This window comes from Brevibacillus sp. NPDC003359 (assembly GCF_042878995.1).
Lineage (GTDB): Bacteria > Bacillota > Bacilli > Brevibacillales > Brevibacillaceae > Brevibacillus.
Genome location: NZ_JBIAOR010000006.1, coordinates 115175 through 139675, shown reverse-complemented (window position 1 = coordinate 139675; position 24501 = coordinate 115175). Strand labels below are relative to the sequence as shown.

Genomic DNA, 24501 nt, shown 5'->3' with positions numbered 1-24501 from the left:
CTGTTCGTCTTGGATCAATTAAACGCGTTAACCTATAAATTGCTGTGGGGGCAGCTGTGGGAACTCGGACGGTTTACACAGCATCCGTTTGACTTGGACGCTCTGAAGGCCAAGGTGCATTCGCGCTATGGAAGCTGGCTTAAAGAGAGCCTTACACAGCTGACCGAACAGGGGTATATCAGGCTGCCACAAGGACAGGGCCTTGCGAAAGCAGCTCCTCCTGTTCATCTGAACGAGGTGTGGGAAGAGTGGGCGGCCGCCAAGAAGGAATGGCTGCACAATCCTAATTTACATGCCCAAGTCAACCTGTTGGAAACAGCGCTTCGGGCGCTTCCGGCGATATTGACCGGCCGGACCTCCGCCACTGACGTTCTGTTTCCAAACGGCTCGATGGAGCTTGTCGAAGGCATCTATAAATATAATCCGGTATCGGATTACTTTAACGAGGTGTTGGCCAATACAGCGGCCGCATATGTAAAAAGTCTGGGTCAAGGGCAACAGATGCGCATTCTTGAGCTGGGAGCGGGAACGGGCGATACGAGCGAGATGGTCTTCCGCAAGCTGGAGCCTTATCGGGTACAGATCGCGGAGTACGTTTACAGCGACTTATCGAAAGCACTTCTTATCCGTGCACAAGAACAATACGGACCGGCAGTTCCCTATTTAAGCTGCCGGATCGTGAACGTTGAAGAGCCCTTGGAGGAACAGGGGATTTCGTCAGGCACATTCGATATGGTCATCGCGTCAAATGTGTTGCATGCGACAAAAAATATTCGGCATACGCTGCGCACCGTTAAATCTGCACTGAAAAAAAATGGTTTATTGCTGCTAAATGAGATGAGCAACAATACGCTCTTCGCTCACCTGACATTCGGTCTTCTGGATGGCTGGTGGCTCTATGAGGACGACTGGCTGCGCATTCCGGGTTCGCCCGCCTTAACTTCGGAGACCTGGACGAAAGTTTTGGAGCAGGAGGGGTTCCAGTCGGTTTATTTCCCGGCGCAGGAAGCCCGGAGCTTGGGACAGCAAATTATCGCTTGCCAGAGCGATGGCGTTGTACGAAAATCCGGCACATCGTCAGCAAAACGAACTGGGTCGAATATGGATACTGCTGCGGCGATGATTGTCTCCACAACGGCAGATGATACCGGAAAAGTGGAACCGAAAGCGGATTGGACTGCTCAGGACAATGACAGATACGTGCAAGCTGTCAAGCTCATGCTTAGAAAGCACATCTCGACAGCACTTAAGGTTGACCGCGATCAGATCGCTCCGAACCATGCTTTTGCCGATTACGGGCTGGATTCCATTACGAGCGTTCACTTAATCCAATTGGTTAATGAGGAGCTTGGACTTGAACTGCCGACGACCGTTCTGTTTACATACAGCTCGATTAATCAGTTTACAGGCTATTTGCTGGCTGAGCACGGCGAAGCCGTTTCCCGGGTCTTCGGAGCTGCGGACCGCATAGCGCCGCAGGCGGCTGTTAGGCCGAACGAAGTCGAATCGCCCCCTGCGTTCCAGAAGGCGGATGCACGAGCCCAAGGGCCGGCTCATAAGGAGCCGATTGCCATCATCGGCATAAGCGGAAGGTTTGCCAAATCCCGTAGCATGGAAGAATTATGGGAGCATTTGGCCAGTGGAACGGATTTGGTCGGGGAAATCACGCGATGGAAACAGTCGGACTCCAATATCGTTCGCTATGGTAGCTTACTTGATGATTATGACGAGTTCGACCCGTACTTTTTTCATATTTCGGGAACGGAAGCGGTTTACATGGATCCTCAGCAGCGGTTGTTTCTGGAGGAGTCCTGGAAAGCGCTGGAGGACGCCGGCTATGCCGGATCGGCAATGGAAGGCCGCCGGTGCGGCGTTTATGTCGGGTACAATATCGGCGATTATATGCATCTGATCGGCGACAATCCCCCGGCGCAGGCGATGTGGGGAAATGCCGGTGCTATCGTAGCTGCTCGAATTTCGTATTATTTGAACTTGAGAGGCCCGGCGATAGCAGTCGATACCGCCTGCTCCAGCTCACTCGTATCTGTTCATCTTGCATGTCAGGGACTGTGGGTGCGTGAGACAGATATGAGCTTGGCCGGGGGTGTGTTCATTCAGTCTACCCCGACTTTCCACGACAGTGCACAGCGGGCAGGCATGCTGTCTGCTTCCGGGCGCTGTTATACGTTTGATGAACGGGCGGACGGTTTTGTGCCGGGAGAGGGCGTCGGTGCGGTTGTTCTCAAACGGTTAAGCGATGCGATTGCCGACGGCGACCATATCTACGGTGTCATTGCCGGATCGGGCATGAACCAGGACGGCACGACCAACGGGATTACGGCACCGAGTGGTGCTGCACAGGAAGAGCTCGAGCGCGAAGTGTATGAACAATTCGGCATCGATCCCGGGCGCATTCAACTGGTAGAAGCACACGGCACCGGTACTAAGCTTGGCGACCCCATCGAGCATGAGGCGTTGACGCGCGCATTTAGACATTACACAGCCAAAACGGAATACTGTGCGATCGGCTCTATTAAGACAACGGTCGGCCATACGATCGCTGCAGCGGGCATCGCGGGGTTGATCAAGCTAATGTTGTCATTGAAATATAAAAAGCTTCCGCCATCTCTTCATTATCAGAAGGGCAATGCGAATATCCGAATGGAAGGAAGCCCCTTCTACGTCAACACCCACCTCAAGGAATGGCCTGCTGAGCCGGGTGAAAGCCGGTTCGCGGCGATCAGTTCATTCGGCTTCAGTGGGACGAATGTGCACATGGTCCTTCAGGAAGCGCCAACGATAGATCGTCAGCCAAGGCCAACGCGCAGTCATTTGCTGGTGCTGTCGGCGCAGTCCGACGCGCAGCTGCGTCAGCAGGCGGAGCAGCTTATCGCTTACTGCGGCAAGCATCCCGAAGCGGATGTAGGGGATATGAGCTATACGTTGCTGATTGGACGTAAGCATTTGCCGCATCGTCTGGCCTGTGTCATCGAGGATGTGACTGCTCTTGTCGCTGTGCTGAACCGCTGGCTCCTTGAGGGGAGCGCGCCGGGCCTCTTTACGTCGGTCGTGCACGAATGGGAACGGCAGGAGGATGCGATCAAGAAGAACGAGGGTCTGGCGTGCATCATGGAATGGCGTAATTCGGAGTTCGATAAGCCGGAGATGTTAGAAAGGATTGCCAGCTTGTATCAGCAAGGCTATGAGCTGGCGTATGACAAGCTGTTTACAGCCAGTCAATACAGACGGATTTCATTGCCGGTGTATCCCTTTGCACGGGAGAGATTTTGGGTGCCGCTTAGCGGAGTAAGTGAGTCGGTGAAGCGGGATGAACGGCAGCAATCGGAAGTTCTTCATCCGCTGGTGCACCGCAATACGTCGACGCTTACGGAGCAGCGGTACAGCTCCGTATTCACGGGCGATGAGCCCTTCTTCACGGACCATGTGCTAAACGGCCAGAAGATTTTTCCCGGCTCCGCTTACTTGGAAATGGCTCATGCAGCCGTACGGCTTGCTACTGAATCGGCTGCTGACGACGGACGAATCCTGCAGCTGAAGCATGTTGGATGGGTACAACCCCTCATTGCGCGGGATGAACCGGTTGTCCTTCACATCGCGCTCGCTTCCGGAGAGAATGAGGAAATTACGTTCGAGGTATACAGCTTGTCGGGGGATAAAGACAGGGAAGAAGCGGTTGTTCATTTTCAAGGTTCGGGAAGGTGGACGGCAGCCGCGCCGGAGGAGCGGCTGAATGTGCGGGAGGCGCAAGCGGCATGCCGCCATACGGTTTCGTCGGAAGCATGCTACGAGGCGTTTGCACAGATCGGCTTTCATTACGGCATCACCCACAAGGGCATCGAGCAGCTTCATATTGGAGAACAGGCTACGCTGGTGAAGCTGTCGATGCCTGCTGATCGAGGGAGCGTGGAGCCTTTTACGATGCATCCAGGTCTGCTGGATGCCGCACTCCAATCGATGGCCGGTCTTGTATTCGGAGAAAATAACGTAAGCCCATTGGATGGCAGTCTTCGTTTAAGCCCGCTTCTGCCTTTCGCTATTGAAACGCTCGATATCGTACATGCCATGGATGCCGAGATGTGGGCGTATTTGCGATTCAGCCACGACTCGGGGATGCATGGCGGCATTAAGAAGATTGATATCGATTTGGTTGACGCTCAGGGCCGTTTATGCGTACGGATCAAAGGGTATGCTGCCCGTTCGGTACAAGCCAACACACACTCGGACGAGGGGGTGTTATTGTTCGAGCCGATATGGGAAACGGCGGAGGATTCTATAGGTACAAACGAAGCTGTGCACCGATATGAGCGCCGAATTGTCGTCGCTACTGAAGACTGTGCCTTCGCTCTGAAGGAAATCGAAGGACAGGGGGATGACGTCCGGTGCATCGCCCTGCAGACCGAACATCAGGATAAGATCGACCTGCGTTACCATACTTATGCAGAACAGCTGCTCGGTATCGTACAGGAAGTGCTGCAGGATAGCCGCTCCACTATTATACAGCTGCTTATCGGCCATACCGATCAACAGCAATTGGCTGCGGGGTTGTCGGGAATGCTCAAAACGGCGGCCATGGAAGAGCCGAGAATAGCCGGCCAGCTGATCGAGCTTGAAGCTCAGTCGAGTGAGCAGCACCTCGCCCAATTACTAGGGGCGTACGCAAAGCACCCAGAATGGCAGCACATCCGATTGAATAGGGAGCAGCAGAGCATTCTGCGCTGGCGCGAGATGCGTACGCTTCCCGAGTCGTCTGCAGTTGTTCCTTGGAAGGATGGCGGGGTTTACCTCATAACCGGGGGGACAGGCGGGCTTGGCGTGCTGTTTGCGGAAGAAATTGCGCGAAGGACCCGTGGCGCTGCCGTGATCCTTGCGGGACGATCAGCGCTGGACCAAAACAAGCGCGAACGGATAGAGCAATTAACCAATCGAGGGCTGACGGTGGAATACAGGCAAACGGATGTCGGTAGCCTGGAGGCAGTGGAAACGCTAATCCAAGAGATTTGCCGCAAATACGGTACATTGAACGGGATCCTGCACGGCGCCGGTGTTATTCAAGATGCGTATTTGAAGAAGAAGTCCGGGGTTGAACTTCAGCAGGTCCTTCGGCCAAAAGTATCCGGAACGGTCCATCTGGATGATGCGACTCGCCATATTCCGTTGGATTTCTTCCTACTTTTCTCGGCTTTAGCAGGTGTAATAGGTAATCCCGCTCAGGCTGATTATGCGGCCGCCAACGCTTTTCTGAATCGTTTTGCTGCCTACCGTAACGAGTTAGTGGGAGCCGGACAACGGCATGGCCGCACATTGTCGATTTGTTGGCCACTGTGGCAAGAAGGCGGTATGCAGGTTCATGCCGAGACGGCAAAGCTGTTGAAGCAGAAGAGCGGCATGCGGGCAATGGCAAGCAGCACGGGCATTCAAGCGTTTTACATGGCTTTGGCTGCAGGAAAATCGCAAATCACCGTTATCGACGGTGAGAAAGAAACGTTGCGCGCCTTTATGCGGATGGCACAGAACGAAGGGAAGGAGCAGGCTTTCGAAAGCGGTATGAAAGAGCCGTCCGCTTGGGATCAAAGCGATGCGCTTCAGGAGAAAGCGGTCGCGTACTTGACGAATTTGATATCATCCGTGGCCGGCACGCCCGCCAGCCGGATGGACCCGGACGCTCCGATGGAAACGTACGGCCTCGATTCCGTCATGGTGATGCAAATCACCAGCCGGCTGGAAGCAGCCTTCGGTTCCCTGTCGAAAACATTGTTTTTCGAATACCCGAACATCGGTCGACTGGCGGCTTTTTTCATCGAACATCATCGGTTCCGTTTGGCCGAGTTAGTTGGCGCTAAAATAGCGGAGGAAGATTCCATGAGTCCTATTACCGTATTACCGAAGCCAAAGGAAGCACGCCGCAAAGCTGCACGCCCGATGTCCAAGCGGCCGACAGAAGCACGGGACGGAAGTCGTGTACACGATATTGCGATCATCGGCATAGCCGGCCGTTATCCGGGCGCTAAAAATGTTGAACAATTTTGGGAGAAGCTTCGTGACGGTCAGGACTGCATCAGCGAAATTCCGCCCGACCGCTGGGATCACAGCGTCTACTATGACCCGGATAAGAGCAAGCCGGGCAAAGTGTATACAAAGTGGGGCGGATTTGTAGAGGGCGTCGACCGCTTCGATCCGTTGTTCTTTAATATATCGCCGCGTGAAGCCGAGATCATGGACCCGCAGGAAAGATTGTTTATGCAAAGCGTCTATGAAGCGATCGAAGACGCCGGATATACACGGGAAACGCTCGCTGCCGAGGGGCAAGGGAAGACGAAGCGGGTTGGCGTATTCGTTGGCGTCATGAACGAGGAATATCAGCTATACGGCGCGGAGTTGACTGCCCGAGGGAAGCCAATCGCACTATCCGGTAATCCCTCGTCTGTCGCAAACCGGGTCTCTTACTTCTGCGATTTCAAAGGACCAAGCATGGCGGTGGACACGATGTGTTCCTCGTCGCTGACAGCCATTCATCTGGCTTGCCAAAGCTTGCGGCAAGGGGAAAGCCGTGTTGCCGTGGCCGGCGGCGTCAACGTATCCGTCCACCCGAATAAATACATTTTCCTTTCCCAAGGCAAATTCGTTTCCAGCAAAGGTCGCTGCGAAAGCTTCGGGAAAGACGGCGACGGTTACGTACCCGGCGAAGGGGTAGGTGCAGCTGTGCTGAAACCGCTCGAAGATGCAATTGCGGACGGCGATCACATTTATGGCATTATCAAGGGAACGGCCATCAACCATGGCGGCAAGACAAACGGCTATTCGGTACCCAGTCCGGCTGCGCAGGCCGATGTCATTGGCGAGGCAATCAAGGATGCCGGTATTGATCCGCGAACCATTAGCTATATCGAAGCGCACGGCACGGGCACCTCGCTTGGCGATCCGATTGAAATCGCGGGCTTGAGCCAATCCTTCCGCGCCTATACGGCAGATGATCGCTTTTGTGCGATCGGCTCGGCCAAATCGAACATCGGCCATTGCGAAAGCGCAGCAGGCATTGCTGGTTTGACGAAGGTATTGCTTCAGATGAAATACGGTCAACTGGCGCCTTCTCTGCATGCGGAGGAGCTCAATCCGAACATCGATTTCGAGCAATCACCTTTTGTGGTACAGCGGACGCTGGAGGCCTGGAACCGACCTGTTCTGACCATAGACGGGACTGCAAGGGAAATTCCGAGAATCGCCGGACTCTCTTCCTTTGGCGCGGGAGGCTCCAACGGGCATCTCGTCATCGAAGAATATATTTCAGACGAGCATGTGACAGGCGAAAAGCAGACTTACCATAGGCACGATCCGGCTATCATTGTACTTTCAGCGCGCGACGAAGAGCGTCTACAGCTCGTTGCGCAGCGTCTCTTGTCCCTCATACGCGATCAAGGCTGTGATCACACAAACCTGGAGAATCTGGCCTACACCCTCCAAGTGGGCCGGGAAGCGATGGAGGAACGGCTGGCGATGCTCGTCGGTTCGATCGAAGAGTTGGAGAATAAGCTGCTTGCTTATTTAGAGGATCGCGAAGATAGGGACAACGTTTTCCGCGGTCACATCCAGACCAATGAACTGATGCAAATGTGGCGGACAGACGAGGATTTATCGGAGACGTTCAAGGCATGGATGAGAAAAGGGAAATTCGGGAAGATCCTCGGTCTGTGGGTGAAAGGGCTGAACATCGATTGGCGTCTGCTTTACGAAGATACGGTTCCCCGCCGGATGAGCCTGCCAACGTATCCGTTTGCGGAGGAGAGGTACTGGATACCGGAAACCGACAGCATATCTGCTCGGGAAGGAGAAGGCGGAAAGCCTCTTCATCCGTTGCTGCACCGGAATACATCGGAAGTGTCGCAGCTGCGTTTCAGTTCACTGTTTACCGGTAAGGAGCAGTTCCTGAGCGATCATGTTGTTCATGGGAATAAGTTCATGCCGGCCGCCGCTTACCTCGAAATGATTCGCGCTGCCGCTGAGGCTGCAGCCGGTAAGCTGTTAAGTTCGGCAGGCACTCGTCTTCATCAGATCGTATGGAGAAAACCGCTTGTCATAAACGACGCATCCTCCGAGGTGCATATTCGGCTCCGTAAGGAAGACGAAGGATTGGCATGCGAAGTCTTTACCGATCAAGGCGAAGACGAGAATGAGGCCTTGTATTGTACGGCAACGGTATCGCTTCAGGAGCCCGAAGAGAGCCCGATTATGGATATTGAAGTCATAAGAGCACAATGCAGCGGGCCGAAGCTGTCAGGCGGGCAATGCTATCGGGCGTTCGAATCAGCCGGACTTTTGTATGGACCCGGCAACAGAGGGATCAGAAGTATCTATACCGGCAACGATCAAGCATTGGCGAACGTGTTTGTTCCGGCGGAAGCAGCCGGCACGCCGCATGATTATGTGCTTCATCCGAGTTTGATTGATTCCGTCTTCCAGGCAACGATCGGCTTGTTTCCCCGTCAAGTTCTGGAAGCAATGGAGGGGCAGCCGCAGTCCATGAGCCCAATCGTTCCTTTTGCGCTGGAGGAATTGGACATCCTTGGCCCATGTTCAGGAGAGATGTGGGCATGGATCCGGTTCAGCAGCGGTCTTCTACCGGAGAGCCCGATCCGCAAGCTGGATATCGAGCTTATCGACAGCAGTGGAATCGTTTGTGTACGGATGAGAGGATTGACGTCCAGACGGATTGACGGTGAAGAGGTTCGTGATCAACCTGTTGCAACCCCTAAGGAAACGCTTTTGTTCCAGCCGATATGGGAACGGAAGCCTTGCTATACGGAGAACACAGTGACTTATACCAGGCGTATCGTCTTGTTGGGCGGATCGGACAGCTCGCTTGCGGATCAACTCATGCAACAGGGGGGCGGGGCTGAGGTTCATCTATTGGGCGACGGCCTGGAAAGTATGACGTTGGAGTCGCGTTATACGTTTTATGCCAAACGGATGTTGAAACAGCTTCAATCCGCACTTCATGGTACGGAAGGCAGGACGCTGATTCAATTGGTGCTCCCGTACAACGACAATCAGCGTCTCATGGTTGGATTAAGCGGAATGCTGAAGACTGCTGCTCTTGAACATCCCGGTGTCGTCGGGCAGACGATTTTACTGGGTAAGGACTCGGCGGGCCCTGTCATTGCCGGGATTATCGAAGAGAATGGGTCTGAACCGGAAGATGACGTCATTCGTTATGAAGCCGGCAATCGTTATGTTCAAAGGCTTGTGGAAATGGGACTCAAAAACGGGGTTCCGGTACCTTGGAAACATAACGGCACGTATCTGATCACAGGCGGCTGCGGCAAGCTTGGGATGATCGCTGCGCGAGATGCCGCCGCGCGAACTAGTGGTGCGAACCTGATCCTAACGGGGCGCTCCGCTCATGATGAACAAATACAGAAGCATCTTGACGAATTGAAAGCGGTGGGAGCCCATGCAGAGTACTGCAGCTTGGACATCAGCGACGCTTCCGCCATCCAAGAAACAATCGAACGGATAGAAGCTCGTTATGGCGGTTTGTCCGGCATCATTCATTGCGCAGGCACTCGAGCGGACAGCTTCATCTTGAAAAAAACGGAAATAGACATCGATCGGGTATTCGCCGCTAAAGTGACCGGTCTTATTCATCTGGACCGTTCAACGAGGCATATGGAGCTCGACTTTATGCTGCTTTATTCCTCTCTTGCCGGAACGCTGGGCAATTTCGGTCAAGCCGACTATGCAGCCGCCAATGGGTTTATGGACGCGTTCGCAGCGCATCGGAACGATCTTACGGCTTCAGGACTTCGCAAGGGCAAAGCCTGCTCGATCGCCTGGCCGCTCTGGGAGAAGGGCGGCATGCAAATCGATGAGGAAACGCTCTCCATGATGAACAGGCTGACCGGGATGTCTGTGCTCGAAACCGCCGACGGGTTGCACGCTTTATATGCCGCAGCAGTATCTGCAGCGGACCATGTCCTGACGATAGCGGGAGATCCTTCCCGTATGCGGGCTGCCTTGACGGCTGGGAGCCAGTCTCCACCGCAGGCTCAAGCTCGGCAGGCAGCTGTCGTGCAGCAGCCTGTAAAGGCTGACGGCATTCCGGCCTTTCCGCAGGATGAGCTGGAGCAGAAGACCATAGCGTACTTAAAATCGCTTGTATCGGCGGTAATTAAGCTGCCCATTCAGCGGATGCATGAGGATACGCCATTCGAGAAATATGGTGTCGATTCAGTGACCATCATGCAGCTGACAGCGAGTCTGGAACAATCATTCGGAATGTTGTCCAAAACGCTGTTCTTTGAATATATGACGATCAGGGAGTTGGCCGGCTATTTGATGCGTGCTCACCTCGGCCGTCTGTCTGCTGTCTTGGGCTTGGAGGACGGTTCTTCGTTCGAATCGGCAGCGTCCATCCCTGAACGCGCCGGGCTTTCGCGTCATGACAGCCATGCTGTAGAGAAAGTAGAACCGCCAGCCGGCAATAACGATGTTGAATCGGTAGGTGCTACAACCGAATGGCGGCCGGAGGATATCGCGATTATCGGGGTGGCCGGACGCTATCCGGGAGCAAGAGACGTGGAGGCGTTTTGGCACAATATCCGGAACGGCGTCGACAGCATCACCGAAATCCCAGCAGACCGTTGGAATCATGAGGCAATCTTTGATGCAGAGCCTGATAAACAGGGGAAAACCTATTCCAAATGGGGAGGCTTCCTGGAAGGGGTGGATCGCTTCGATCCGCTGTTCTTTCACATTTCGCGCAAAGAAGCGGCGTTTATGGATCCTCAGGAGCGATTGTTTCTACAGTGCACGTACGAACTGCTGCAGGATGCCGGATACACGAGGCAGGACCTGCAGCAGCTCGATTCGTCCGGTCTTGGCGGTAATGTAGGCGTTTACGTCGGTGTCATGTACGAGGAATATCAGCTTTATGGTGCGGAAGAAACGGTTCGGGGCCGGCCGATGGCGCTGTCGGGCAGCGCTTCGTCGATTGCGAACCGCGTATCGTATTTTTGCAATTTCCATGGACCGAGCCTGGCTATCGATACGATGTGCTCATCTTCACTCTCCGCGATACATTTGGCCTGCCAAAGTCTGCGGGAGGGAGAATGCGATGCAGCTATAGCAGGGGGTGTAAACCTTTCCATTCATCCGAATAAGTACTTGGCGCTTGCGCAAGGAAAATTCGCGTCGAGCAAAGGCCGGTGCGAGAGCTTCGGCGAGGGAGGCGACGGTTACGTGCCGGGCGAAGGCGTCGGCGCCGTTCTGTTAAAGCCGTTGTCACGGGCCATTGCCGACAATGACCGCATCTACGGCGTCATTAAAGGCTCAGCCGTCAACCATGGCGGTAAGACGAACGGCTACTCGGTTCCGAATCCGAAAGCGCAGGCAAGTGTGATCGAGCGGGCGATCCGGAAGTCGGGCATTGATCCGGGCGCGATCAGCTATATCGAAGCGCATGGGACCGGTACGGCGCTTGGCGATCCCATCGAAGTAAAAGGTTTAAGTGATGTATGGAAAACGAGTGCCCTTCCGACATCCGCTTGTGCGCTCGGTTCCGTAAAATCCAACATCGGTCACTGCGAGAGCGCAGCGGGAATTGCGGGCTTAACGAAGGTTCTGATGCAGTTGAAATACGGGGAGCTGGCGCCATCGCTTCATTCCGAGAAGCTGAACCCGAATATCGTCTTCCCGGATACACCGTTTAGGGTGCAGCAGAAGCTGGAGGAATGGAAGCGGCTCGTCGTCGAAGCAGGCGGAGAAAAGCAGGAAATGCCGCGCATAGCGGGCATTTCTTCGTTCGGTGCGGGAGGATCCAATGCTCACTTAATCGTGGAAGAATATAATCCGCCCGCAGCGGTACATTCGGTCGATCAGGCCGGGAGTACCGTTCCGATTGTTTTGTCTGCGCCGAACAAAGAGGGATTGAAACGATTGGCTTCTCGCTATCTGGATGCAATAGCGATGCGGCAGATTACGGATGATAACTTGTCTGATGCGGCTTATACCCTTCAGGTGGGTCGTGAGGCGATGGAAGAACGAGCGGCTATGTCCGTTTCTTCGGTTCTGGAGCTAAAACGCGGGTTGCAGGCGATTGCCGAGAACGGCCGAATGGAGAAGCTGCACCTCGGCAGGGTGAAGTCAGGCGCGGCACTGTCTGAGCTGCAGGCTGGAGCGCCGGATGAATCGACCTGGCTAGGATGGTTTGCTTCTGAGAAGTTTGATCCGCTTCTGTCTTTATGGGTAAGCGGTATTGATTTCGATTGGCGGCTTGTCTACGGCAAAACGGCACCGACACGCATTAGTCTGCCCTCCTATCCGTTCGCTGAAGAAAAATGCTGGTATAACATTAGCGGCAAAGGACATCAATTCGAAGGAACATATGGAAGCGAACCTGCTCCAGTTCCAGCTCCAAAAGTTCATATTCATGAGCCTGGAACGATGGACCGGGAAGCGGTGGAGACAATTACGTTAAGGCCGTTATCGAACATTCCCGATCAAATCGATCACGGAAGCGGACACTCGCTGCGGCTCCCGCCGATTAAATTGAAGAAGATCGACGGGGTATCGAAGCAGCGCATATCGCTCGACGTGTTGACAGAGCAGCTGGCCGAGAGCTTGGCCGATGCGATGTTTATGGAACGTGCCGAATTGGACCCAGAGAGAAAGTTTATCGAAATCGGCGTGGACTCGATTATCGGCGTGGAATGGATCAAAGCAGTAAATAAGAAGTATGACGTATCCATTACGGCGACAAAAATATACGATTACTCGACTTTAAGCGAATTTGCCGCCTATTTGCACGGCGTAATCGCTGAGAAGGCCGCTTCGGTTGGGAACGAAACGGAAGCAAAAGCAGAAGCAGAACACGATTACGATCACGTAAGCCGGTTGCCGAAACAAACGGCGGCACTTACGGCAGCCGAACATGAGAACTCTGCCGAAGAAAGAATGCCCCCTCCAAACAACGGTGTTTCCTTGGAGGTACTGGAAGAACAATTGGTCCAGAGCATGGCGGAGGCCATGTTTATGCAGCCTGACGAGATTGATCCTGAAATCAAATTCGTGGACATCGGGGTTGATTCGATTGTCGGCGTCGAATGGATCAAGGCGGTTAATAAGCAATACGGCACGAGCATCACGGCGACGAAAATATATGACTATTCGACGATCAGACAGTTCGCGGCCTATCTGAGTTCCGAGCTGAGCCGGGGTCAAGGCGCTTCCCCGGAACAGGAGACCGTACGTTCTCCGCTTATGCTGGATGACATTTTACAGCAAGTAGAAAGCGGTAGGCTGGACATTCATGAGGCTAACGATTACGTCAGTCGTCTTATCCTTGAGGAGGAACGGAATTGAACAGACAAGAAATAACAGCCGTTATCATAAAAAATTTGTATGAGATCGTCCCCGAATTAGAGGGACGGGAACTGAGGCTGGAGGACCGGCTTTCGGATCTCGGATTGAACTCCGTCGATCGCGCGGATCTAATTTCGATGGTGATGGAGGATTTGTCGCTTTTGCAGACTCAAAGATCGCAGTTTATTGGAATGTCGAGCATAGGGGAACTGGCCGATGGGTTCTTGGGTAAGCTGTAGGCCGGACGATATCGTCATCTCAGGCATCGGCATCACATCGGCCATTGGTCAAGGACAGGCGGCCTTCGCGGCAGCCCTCCTTGACGGCCGGCACGCCTTTTCTGTGCTGAACCGTCCAGGTCGCCAAAAAGGAAGCTCTGCTTTCCTGGGGGCGGAGATCGAATCGCTGGTTATGCCGGAACGTCTTTCTAAACGGCTGCTGCGAACGGCTTCCTTCTCCGGGCAGGCTGCGATGGCAACGATGCATGAGGCTTGGGAGGATGCAGTTCTGGAACAGGTTGAGCCAGAGCGTATCGGCCTCATTATCGGAGGTTCCAACTTACAGCAGCGGGAGGCTCTCCAAGCCTATGCCTCGTATTCGGAACGTCCTTCGTTTCTGAGGCCCACTTATGCGATGACGTACATGGACAGTGATTTATGCGGACTTTGCACGGAGCAGTTTGGGATTCGCGGATTTGCGTTTACATTGGGAGGCGCATCCGCAAGCGGTCAGGCTGTTATCGCTCAAGCCGTTCAAGCTGTTAGCTCGGGGGAAGTCGATGCTTGCATCGCAGTCGGGGCATTGGCCGACCTTTCCTATATGGAGCTTGCGGCCTTTCGCAATCTGGGCGCAATGGGCTCCGATCAATATGCCGACAGACCGGATCTGGCATGCCGGCCATTTGACCGCGGCCGGGACGGCTTCATCTACGGGGAAAACTGCGCTGCCGTCGTCATTGAGCGCGCGTCTTGTGCTGGTAAGAGAGGGGTTCTTCCTTATGCAGCCATTACCGCTACGGCGATCGCGATGGACGGCAACCGAAATCCGAATCCGTCCTACGAGGGAGAAATGCGCGTGATCCGCGAAGCTCTTCTCCGGGCCGGCATTGCAGCCGCCGACATCGACTACGTCAATCCGCATGGAACGGGCTCCCCGGTCGGTGATGAAACGGAGCTGCGCGCGCTTAAAGACAGCGGATTGTCGCATGCCTACATTAATGCGACCAAATCCATAACAGGCCATGGCCTTAGTGCGGCAGGAGCCGTGGAAATTATTGCGGTATTGCTTCAAATGCGCAACTCCCGCCTTCATCCGACGCGTAATCTGGAGCTTCCGGTTGACGAGTCGTTCAATTGGGTGAAGGAACAATTCGTCCCGTACTCCATTTCTCGTGCTTTATGCCTCAGCATGGGCTTTGGCGGCATGAATACAGCGGTCATCTTGCAAAAGATTTAAAACGAACGGAAAAGGAGAATGGGGCTTGACTCAAGTTGGAATAGAAGCGATGAATGTTTTTGGCGGTACTGCTTTTCTGGATGTCCCGGAACTTGCAGCAAGGCGTCAATTGGATACTGCCCGGTTCGAGAATCTGATGATGCTCGAGAAAACCGTTGCCTTGTCTTACGAGGACCCTATTACGTTCGGTGTCAATGCCGCGAAGCCGATCGTGGATTCGCTGTCTGAAGAAGAGCGGAACCGGATCGAACTGGTGATTACCTGTACGGAATCCGGCATCGATTTCGGCAAATCGATGAGCACGTATATCCATCATTATCTCGGCTTAAATCGCCGATGCCGGATGTACGAAATCAAGCAGGCCTGCTATTCGGGAACAGCAGGCCTGCATGCCGCGGTCCAATTTATTCTCTCCGGCACATCCCCGGGGGCCAAGGCGCTGGTGATCGCCACGGACATATCCCGTTTTTTCGTGGCTAAGGGCGGGAGCTCGCTGACCGAAGACTGGTCCTATGCAGAGCTAAGCGCGGGAGCCGGAGCTGTTGCCCTTCTGGTCAGCGATACGCCGTATGTCTTCCAAATCGATACGGGCGCGAGCGGTTATTACGGTTATGAAGTGATGGATACGTGCCGCCCGATGCCGGACAGTGAAGCAGGCAATTCCGATTTGTCGCTGTCCACGTATTTGGATTGCTGCGAACAAACCTTTATGGCCTACAAATCGCGGGTGCCTGAAGCCGACTATAAGGATACGTTTCAATATTTAGCGTTTCATACTCCCTTCGGCGGTATGGTGAAGGGCGCGCATCGCACAATGATGCGAAGAATCGCGAAGGCCAAAGCGCCGGAGATCGACGCGGACTTTAATCAGCGTGTCCTTCCCGGCATTCGATTTTGCCAGCGTGTCGGCAATATCATGGGCGGCACCGTTTTCCTGTCACTGGCAGGCCTAATCGAGCATGGGACATTTGATACGCCCAAGCGGATCGGCTGTTATTCGTACGGCTCCGGCTGCTGCTCGGAATTTTACAGCGGTGTCGCCACAAGTCAAAGCCAGGCGGCACTGCGTAAATTCAAGCTGAGCGAACGTCTGCAGGAGCGCCGTCTGCTCGGCTTTGACGAATATGAAGCGATGCTGAGAAGCGGTCACGGCATCCGGTTTGGAACTCGTAACGCGAAGCTCGACTTGCAAGGTATACCCGCATCTGTGCGGGGCGAGCAACGGCTTTACCTGGAAGAGATCCGGGACTTCCATCGGATTTACAGGTGGCTGTAATGGAGTTTAAGACGCTGCATGTTCGATATCAGGGAACCGTATGCTTTATCAGACTGCACCGGCCCGAAGCGGACAACGCGATCAATGACCAGCTTGTAGAGGAACTGGGCTGCGTGCTGGACCAATGCGAGGAAGAAGTGACGGTTGTCGTGCTGGAAGGTCTGCCTCATGCATTCTGCACGGGCGCAGATTTCCAGGAGATTCACGCTCATATGGCAGAAGGCCGATCCATGCGAAGCAATCCTGAACCTCTGTATGCGTTATGGATGAGAATGCGGACCGGACCGTACATCGTTCTTTCTCACGTCAAGGGTAAGGCAAATGCCGGGGGGCTTGGCTTTATCGCCGCAAGCGATATCGTTCTGGCGGACGGGACGGCCCAATTCAGCCTGTCCGAGCTGCTGTTCGGTCTGTATCCGGCTTGTGTGATGCCGTTTCTTATTCAAAAAACGGGCATGCAGCGCGCGCATTATATGACGCTAATGACACAGGCCTTCGATGCGGAAACCGCACTCCGCTGGGGGTTGATCGATGCCTGGGAGCCGGAAAGCGAGTCGCTGCTGCGCCGTCATCTGCTTCGATTGAAGCGTCTACCGAAGGCAGGGATTGCGAAGTACAAACGCTATATGATTGAGCTGCAGCCCTTAATCCGGGAAGGCAGGGAGCTGGCAATAGCTGCGAATCAAACCATGTTTGCCGACCCGGATACGCTCGCAGCTATCTATAATTTTGTCAATAAAGGCCAATTTCCATGGGAAGGTTGATGTGTAATGCAACCGGTTGTAGAGCTACGTGAAATCGAGCCGGGTATCGCACGGATCACCATGCAGGACCGCGTATACAAAAACACGTTCTCCGACGACCTGGTAAAGGGTTTGGCGCATGCTTTCCTAACTGTAAAGGAAACAGAGCGGTATAAAGCCGTTATTTTGACCGGGTATGATACTTATTTTGCTTCCGGCGGGACGCAAGAAGCTTTGCTTGCCATTTTCGAAGGGCAATTGAAATTTACGGACAGCAACATTTACAGCCTGGCGTTGGAATGCCCGGTTCCCGTCATATCCGCTATGCAGGGCCATGCGATCGGAGGCGGGTTTGTGATCGGAATGTTTGCCGATTTTGTCGTCATGAGCCGTGAGAGTGTCTATACGGCCAATTTCATGAAATACGGCTTCACACCGGGAATGGGCGCAACGTACATCTTGCCGCGAAAGCTGGGATTGAGCCTGGGTAATGAAATGCTGCTAAGCAGTAGCAATTACCGCGGGGCGGATCTGGAGAAGAGAGGCGTGCCTTTCGCGGTCCTTCCCCGGGACCAAGTGATGAGCCATGCTCTGGAGCTGGCGCGGCAGCTCGCGGAAAAGCCGCGCCTTTCGTTGGTTACTTTGAAGGACCATCTGGTTGAGACGATGCGAGCCGAGCTCCCGAATTATATTGAGAAAGAAGTCGCGATGCATGAGCTAACCTTCCATCAGACAGAAGTTCGGGACAAGATTCTATCCTTATTTGGCAAATAGCGAACAGGCAGGGGGTGTGAGGGTGAATATTCAAGAGATACTTAGCGCTTTGCAAGCGGGGGAGGTTAGTTCTGAAGATGCCAAGCGTCGAATTATGGCGCTGAAGGCTGCCGAAGGGTTGAAAATCCCGTCTCCAGCTGACCAAGCCGATTCCCGCAGTCCGGAACCGGAGAAAGCGGGATTGAAAGTCGACAGCCGGCAGTCAGCGAAATCGGATTCTGCCGGCCTAGTCGTGTCAAACGTTCATCACATCAGCGAGGTTTCTTTGCGGCCATGGTCTGTATCGGAGCCCAGCTTTGGTGAAATGACGATACAAGTCATGGCGTCGGCGGTTAATTTTCCGGATATCATGTGCGTAAACGGGCTATACCCGACGATGCCCGACTATCCATTCGTGCCGGGGTTTGAAGTAGCCGGAATCGTCACACGCATCGGCAAAGGCGTAGAGGAGTTCCGGATCGGCGATGAGGTCATCGCTCTTACAGGCAAGCAGCTGGGCGGCCATGCCAGCGAAGTGAACGTTGCCGCCGCTAATGCCGTACGGAAGCCTGCCAACATAACGTTTGAAGATGGGTGCAGTCTGCCTGTCGTTTTCTCCACAGTCTATCTCGCTTTCGAGACAGGGAAGCTTGCGCCCGGCGAGCAGGTGCTCATTCAGACGGCGACAGGCGGCTGCGGCCTTATCGCCCTGCAGCTGGCGAATTTGAAAGGCTGCAAGATTTACGGCACGAGCAGCAAAGCCGAAAAGCTCGATCTGCTTGATAGGCTTGGCGTTGCTGCGGCGATCGATTACAGCGCCTCGCCCTTTGATCGGGAAATCGCCTCCTTAACCAATGGCCGCGGGGTTGATGTTGTGCTAAATATGCTGGCCGGGGACGCGATTCAGAAGGGCTTGAATTGTTTGGCCCCTTCTGGCCGCTACCTGGAGCTGGCCGTGCATGCGCTGAAGACGAGCGGAAATCTGGATCTTTCCGGGCTTGTACATAACCAAACGATTCATAGCATTGATTTACGGCGGTTAAGTGCCCAGAAGGGATTTAACAAGGAATTGCTCCATGTGATGGTTGACCTGCTTCAAACGGAGAAAATCGTACCCATCGTATCCAGGATTTACCCCTTTCAGCGAATTCAAGAGGCGCTTGAATATGTCAGCAGTGGGCAGCATATCGGCAAAGTCGTCATAAGCCGTATGGCGGAGGACATGACGGACCGGACCGACGAGCTGATCGAGCGGATGCGAAGGCAGAAAAGTCAGAGGCAGGAATCCTTTGAATTGCACAGTGCGCAAGCGGCCGTCCGTAGCCAGGAAGATATGCCCAAGGAGAAAAGCCGGAAAATGCCTGATCTGGATGGCATTGCCATCATCGGGATGTCAGGCCAATTCCCCAAGGCAGCTAATATTGACGAATTATGGGACAACATTTGCAAAGGTGAAGACTGCGTATCCGAGATTCCTGCAGAACGCTGGTCTCTCGAGCGATACTACGATCCCGATCCGAAGAAGCCGGGCAAAACGTATTCGAAATGGATGGGCGTCTTGGAGGATGCAGACAAATTTGATCCGTTATTTTTCCAAATATCGCCCGTGGAAGCGGAATACATGGATCCGCAGCAGCGGCTATTCCTGGCGAACAGCTGGGCATGCATCGAGAATGCCGGACTGCGTCCGTCCGACTTGTCCGGCAGCCGCTGCGGGGTCTTTGCCGGATGCGGCACCGGCGATTACGGACGTATGGAGAGAGGAGAAGAGCTCCATGCGCAAAATCTGATGGGGACCTCGGTTTCCATTTTAAGCGCACGCATCTCCTACCTGCTGAATTTGAAGGGTCCCTGCATGGCGATCGACACCGCTTGCTCCTCCTCGCTTGTCGCGATTTCCGAGGCCTGCAGCAGCTTGCTCCTGGACAATTGCGACATGGCGTTGGCCGGAGGCGTTAATATCATGAGCGGACCGGCCATGCATATTATGACGAGCAAATCCGGGATGCTGTCCAAGGATGGGCGTTGCTATACGTTCGATAACAGGGCGAACGGATTCGTTCCGGGGGAAGGAACGGGCGTGCTGCTGCTTAAGCGGCTGTCCGATGCGGTCCGCGACAAAGACCCGGTTTATGCCGTCATACGCGGCTGGGGTATTAATCAGGACGGGAAGACAAACGGAATTACAGCGCCCAGCGCCGCTTCCCAGGAAGAGCTGGAGAAATCCGTCTTTGATAAATTCGGCATTAACCCGGAAACCATTTCGCTTGTCGAAGCACATGGTACAGGAACAAAGCTCGGCGATCCGATCGAGGTCGAAGCCCTTACGGCATCGTTCGCCGCATATACGGACAAAAAAGGCTACTGCGCACTCGGTTCCATTAAGAGCAATATCGGTCATTTGCTCGCGGCATCCGGCGTATCGGGCGTCATCAAGGTCGTACAGTCGCTGAAGCACCGTATGCTGCCGCCAACCATTCATTTCGATTCCTTGAATGAGCATATCCGACTTGATGGAAGCCCCTTCTTTGTAAACACGTCCTTGAAGAAGTGGGAGATCGAATCCGGCATTCGACGGGCCTCCGTCAGCTCCTTCGGGTTTAGCGGAACGAACGCCTATATGGTCATTGAGGAATACAATCCGGAATCGCCCGGACATTCGGCCCCACCTATGGATCAACCGCTATTATTCCCGGTATCGGCCAAGACCGAAGATGGGCTGGACGACGCTGTCGCATCCCTCAAAGCCTTCCTTCTGCGGGAAACAGACATTTGTTTGTCAGATGTGGCGTTGACGTTGCAAGCGGGGAGGGAAGAGATGGATGTCCGTGCGGCGTTCACGGCAAACACGAAGGAGGAGCTCCTGCAGGCAATGGAGGACCATTTGCTGCGGAGGCCTTCTTCTTGTGTATTCTCTGGGAAAGTAAACAGACGGCAGATAAGGAATGCGATCGCATCCAGCGAAGAACTTCCATCGGAGCATGAGACCAGTTCCTCTCAAGCGGTAAAGCTTGCCGATGCCGCAAAGAAGTGGGTGCAGGGCTTACAAGCGCTGCCTTTGGTGAACGGGGGGGAGCGCATCCACATGCCGACCTATCCGTTTGCGAAGGAGCGGTATTGGCTTGAAGCGAAGGCTTCAGACCGGGACCCGCTCCATACGAAGATTTTGACTGAGCGTCTTCATCCGCTTGTGCACAGAAATACGTCGGTGTTAGGGAAGACCCGGTTCAGCGCTTCTTTTACAAATGAGGAGACGCTGCTGCGAGACCATGTTGTCTCCGGACAGTCTATCATGCCAGGAATGGCCTACCTTGAGATGGCCCGTGCTGCAGTCGAGCTTGCGACCGATTACGTGCATAAGGGACAGGCCATTACGCTGGAAAATGTGGTATGGCTGCGGCCTTTTATTGCGAAAGCGACGGCCGGACACCTTCATGTTTCCTTAACGCAGGAGGGTGACAACCAAGTTTCATTTTGTATTCTGGCAGGACCTTCGAAGGCTGATGCGAATGAAGGCCCGATTTATAGCAAAGGGACAGCTGTTATTCATGCGGCTTCTGCCCCTCCTCAGCTGGACGTGCAGGCCATTCGCGCCCAATGCTCGGTCGCAAAGCTGGATTCGGAAACGTGCTATGGCGCTTTCGAAAATATGGGAATTGCATATGGTCCAGGTTATAGAGCAGTAAAGACGATTGAAATCGGCGAAGATTGTGCGATCGCTAAGATTCATTTGCCGGCCGCCTTGAGTGACGAGACGCAGCGGATTGGATGCAATCCGGTATTGCTCGACGCTGCCGCTCAGTCCACGATCGGCTTCGCCCTGCACAATCATGGACGCCAAATCGACGCTTGTGCAAACGGGCCCTATGTGCCATTTGCGATTCAGGAGCTTACGGTCTACCGTCCTTGTACTTCAGAGATGTGGGCGGTCACTCGCATAAGGAAAGCAGAAGCTTCGGGAGATTCGCTACGCGTCTTCGATATCGATTTGTGTGACGAGGAAGGCCATGTTTGTGCGGCCATGCGGGGATTGGCAACCAAGAGTGCAGGGAAATCAGGGGCATGGAGCTTTAACCCCCATCAAGCCGAGACTGATGGTTCTCACCAATTACCTGATGGATTGTTTCTGCTTCCTACCTGGGAACTTGCCGCATTCAACGAAGCGCCAGCCCTGCAGCATGTTCCGGATGCCGACATCGTGATCGGCGGAACGCCAGAGCAAATAAACCAAATCAACCACAGGTATCCCGCGACTCAGCCGCTGTCGTTTGAAAACGAAGCTTCGATTGAGGATATGGCTCAGAAGCTGAGCAACTATAACGATCTTAAGCATATTATATGGATTTCGCCGGTTCATCCGATTCAAACCGTGCGGGACGAAGGTATTATCAGCGAACAAAAGGATGGGGTATTCCAGCTTTTTAGGCTAATAAAGTCACTGCTCGAAATCGGCTTCGGATCGAGGCCCTTGCACTGGTCCATCATCACCGTGGAGGCTCAGCCGATTCGTGCAGGCGAAACATCTGGCTTTGCACATGCCGGTGTCCATGGTTTGGTCGGGTCGATGGCGAAGGAATATCCGAACTGGAGCGTTTGTCTGTTAGATATAGGCCTGAAGGACGAACTGCCGTTGGACGTTCTGCCATCGCTGCCAAGGGATGCCAAGGGAAACGCATGGGGCTACCGAAAAGGCGATTGGTACAAGCAGATGTTGGTTCCTGTCAAAAGCTTGCCGATGGAGCGTACCGCTTACCGGCACGGCGGCGTTTATGTCGTCATCGGGGGAGCCGGAGGCATTGGCGAGGTATGGACCGAGTATATGATCCGTACCTATCAAGCACAAATCGTGTGGATTGGCCGCAGAGAGATGGATGAAGCCATTCGGGCTAAGATCGCACGGTTAGGGGATCTTGGACCTGCGCCATCCTATATCCGGGCGGATGCGGCAAATTTGGCATCGCTTCAACAGGCCTACGAGACGATAAAGGCGCGGTATACGCGTATTCATGGCATTGTTCACTCCGCGATCGTCCTGCTCGATCAAAGTTTGGCAAAAATGGACGAGCAGCGGTTTGAAGCGGGGTATGCAGCCAAAAACGGCACAGCTGTAAGAACAGCTCAAGTATTTGATCGTGAGCAGTTGGATTTTGTTTTGTTCTTTTCATCCTTTAATTCGTTTCTGAAATCGCGTGGTCAGAGCAATTACACAGCCGGGTGTACTTTTAGCGACGCTTTCGCAGCGAAGCTCGCCTCCGAATGGTCTTGTGCCGTCAAGACGATCAATTGGGGGTATTGGGGAAGTGTGGGGACGGTTTCAACCGAGGCTCTCCGCGAGAAAATGGCCCGGATCGGAATGGGGTCCGTCGAGCCGGACGAAGCCATGGACGTCGTGGAAAGACTGCTTGCCGGGAAGGTGAATCAACTGTGCTTCGTCAAAACGACCAAGCCGCTGTATATAGAGGAAACCGCCGCAGACCAGCATATAACGGTTCTACCTGAACGCTTCGGATCAGTCATCAGCAGGATCAGAAGCGTCTTCGCTCCGGCTCCCTTTCAAGCCCTCTCGTCTGCAGCACGACCTATAGAGGAAAAGACGGGAAGCATCCCGGATGCGAAGCAGCGGGCAGAGGTGCTGTCTCTCGTGAGGGAAGCAGTAGCAATGCTCTTGAAGGTCGACGAACAGGACATAGAACCCGACGCGGAATTAGCGGAATACGGCCTTGATCCGGTTAAGATGAGTTTACTCACGGAAATGATCAATCAACGGCTCGGAATAGATGTAACGCCGGAGCTGGTCATCCGGCACAGGAGCTTCAGAGAGTTGGCGGATAGGATCGCAGATATAAGAGGGAAGCTGGGTGTATCGTAATGGACGAAAGGAGCGGTCAGGTGAACGGTATGGTGGAGAGCATACGGGATGTGAAACGCCTGGAAGAAGAGCTTCTGGTCAAGCTTCTTTGGGTGCAGCTGCAAGCTGCCGGCTTCTTTAACCGAGAGCGGCAATCCAAGGAGGAGCTGGCCGGATTGCTGGGCCAATCTCGGCTTTACGACAGATGGTTGGAGACTAGCATCGATTATTTACTTCGCTATGGCTTTATATCGGAGGTTGTCGGCGAATACGTCGTCGATTCGAATCGGAAAGAAGACTATGCAGACGTCTGGGCTCATTGGGATCGGCATTTGGAGCAGTGGAGGCATCACCCGGATTCCGGCGCGCAAATGATCCTTGTCGACGCTGCACTCCGAGCACTTCCGCAGGTGCTGTGCGGAAATACGGCCGCTACGGATATTATATTCCCGAACGGATCGATGACGCTTGTCGAGGGTGTCTACAAAAACAATCATATCGCGGATTACTTCAATAAGATCGTATCGGATCTTACGCTTGCGTTTATTAGGGAACGGGTTCAAGAAGATCCTGCTGTCCGCTTGCGCATTTTGGAAATCGGCGCAGGAACGGGCGGAACAAGCGCACGGGTGCTGGCCGGACTTAAACCGCTGCAGGAGCATATTGCAGAATACTGCTATACGGATATTTCTCAAGCGTTTTTGCTTCATGCCCAGCATGAGTACGGACCGCAATACCCGTTTTTGACCTATCGTCTATATGATGCCCAGAAGCCGGCGGCGGTGCAGGGCCTTGAGGAAGGCGCATTCGATCTTGCGATTGCAACCAATGTGCTGCATGCAACTCGAAATATGAAGACAACGATCCGAAGCGTCAAGACGGTCCTGAAGCGCAGCGGTCTGCTGCTCCTCAATGAAATGAGCAGCAGCAATCTGTTCATCCACCTGACGTTCGGTCTGCTTGAAGGCTGGTGGCTGTATGAGGATCAAGAGCTTCGGATGCCGGGATCACCGGGTTTGACACCCGATTCGTGGCGTTCGCTGTTGGAGGAG

Annotated in this window: 7 protein-coding genes and 1 pseudogene; all 8 read left to right on the top strand. The window is 54.0% G+C overall.

The window, feature by feature from the left end; genetic code table 11:
- Positions 1–9: 9 nt before the first annotated feature.
- A complete protein-coding gene (locus tag ACFYU8_RS17365) occupies positions 10–13374 on the top strand; it encodes an SDR family NAD(P)-dependent oxidoreductase (protein WP_390301174.1) in 13365 nt (4454 codons plus the stop codon).
- A complete protein-coding gene (locus ACFYU8_RS17360) occupies positions 13371–13613 on the top strand; it encodes an acyl carrier protein (RefSeq protein WP_390301178.1) in 243 nt (80 codons plus the stop codon). Before ACFYU8_RS17365 ends, ACFYU8_RS17360 begins: the two co-directional genes overlap by 4 nt.
- Positions 13591–14829, top strand: a complete 1239-nt coding sequence (locus ACFYU8_RS17355; RefSeq protein WP_390301181.1) for a beta-ketoacyl synthase N-terminal-like domain-containing protein — start codon at positions 13591–13593, stop codon at positions 14827–14829. Before ACFYU8_RS17360 ends, ACFYU8_RS17355 begins: the two co-directional genes overlap by 23 nt.
- 25 nt (positions 14830–14854) lie before the next feature.
- On the top strand, positions 14855–16105 hold the full coding sequence (locus ACFYU8_RS17350) for a hydroxymethylglutaryl-CoA synthase family protein (protein ID WP_144619016.1): 1251 nt from the start codon (positions 14855–14857) through the stop codon (positions 16103–16105).
- The gene (locus tag ACFYU8_RS17345) at positions 16105–16869 is read left to right on the top strand and encodes an enoyl-CoA hydratase/isomerase (RefSeq protein ID WP_390301184.1); all 765 of its coding nucleotides are present in this window, start codon (positions 16105–16107) and stop codon (positions 16867–16869) included. The genes ACFYU8_RS17350 and ACFYU8_RS17345 overlap by 1 nt, the downstream gene beginning before the upstream one ends.
- 6 nt (positions 16870–16875) lie before the next feature.
- The gene (locus ACFYU8_RS17340) at positions 16876–17622 is read left to right on the top strand and encodes a polyketide synthase (RefSeq protein WP_390301187.1); all 747 of its coding nucleotides are present in this window, start codon (positions 16876–16878) and stop codon (positions 17620–17622) included.
- A gap of 22 nt (positions 17623–17644) precedes the next feature.
- Positions 17645–23470 carry an SDR family NAD(P)-dependent oxidoreductase gene (locus ACFYU8_RS17335; RefSeq protein WP_390301190.1) on the top strand — a complete coding sequence of 1942 codons (5826 nt, stop codon included), beginning with the start codon at positions 17645–17647 and terminating at the stop codon, positions 23468–23470.
- Positions 23470–24498 (top strand): annotated as a pseudogene (locus ACFYU8_RS31515) (class I SAM-dependent methyltransferase); the annotation flags it as partial. The gene ACFYU8_RS17335 and the pseudogene ACFYU8_RS31515, both read left to right, overlap by 1 nt.
- Positions 24499–24501: the final 3 nt, after the last annotated feature.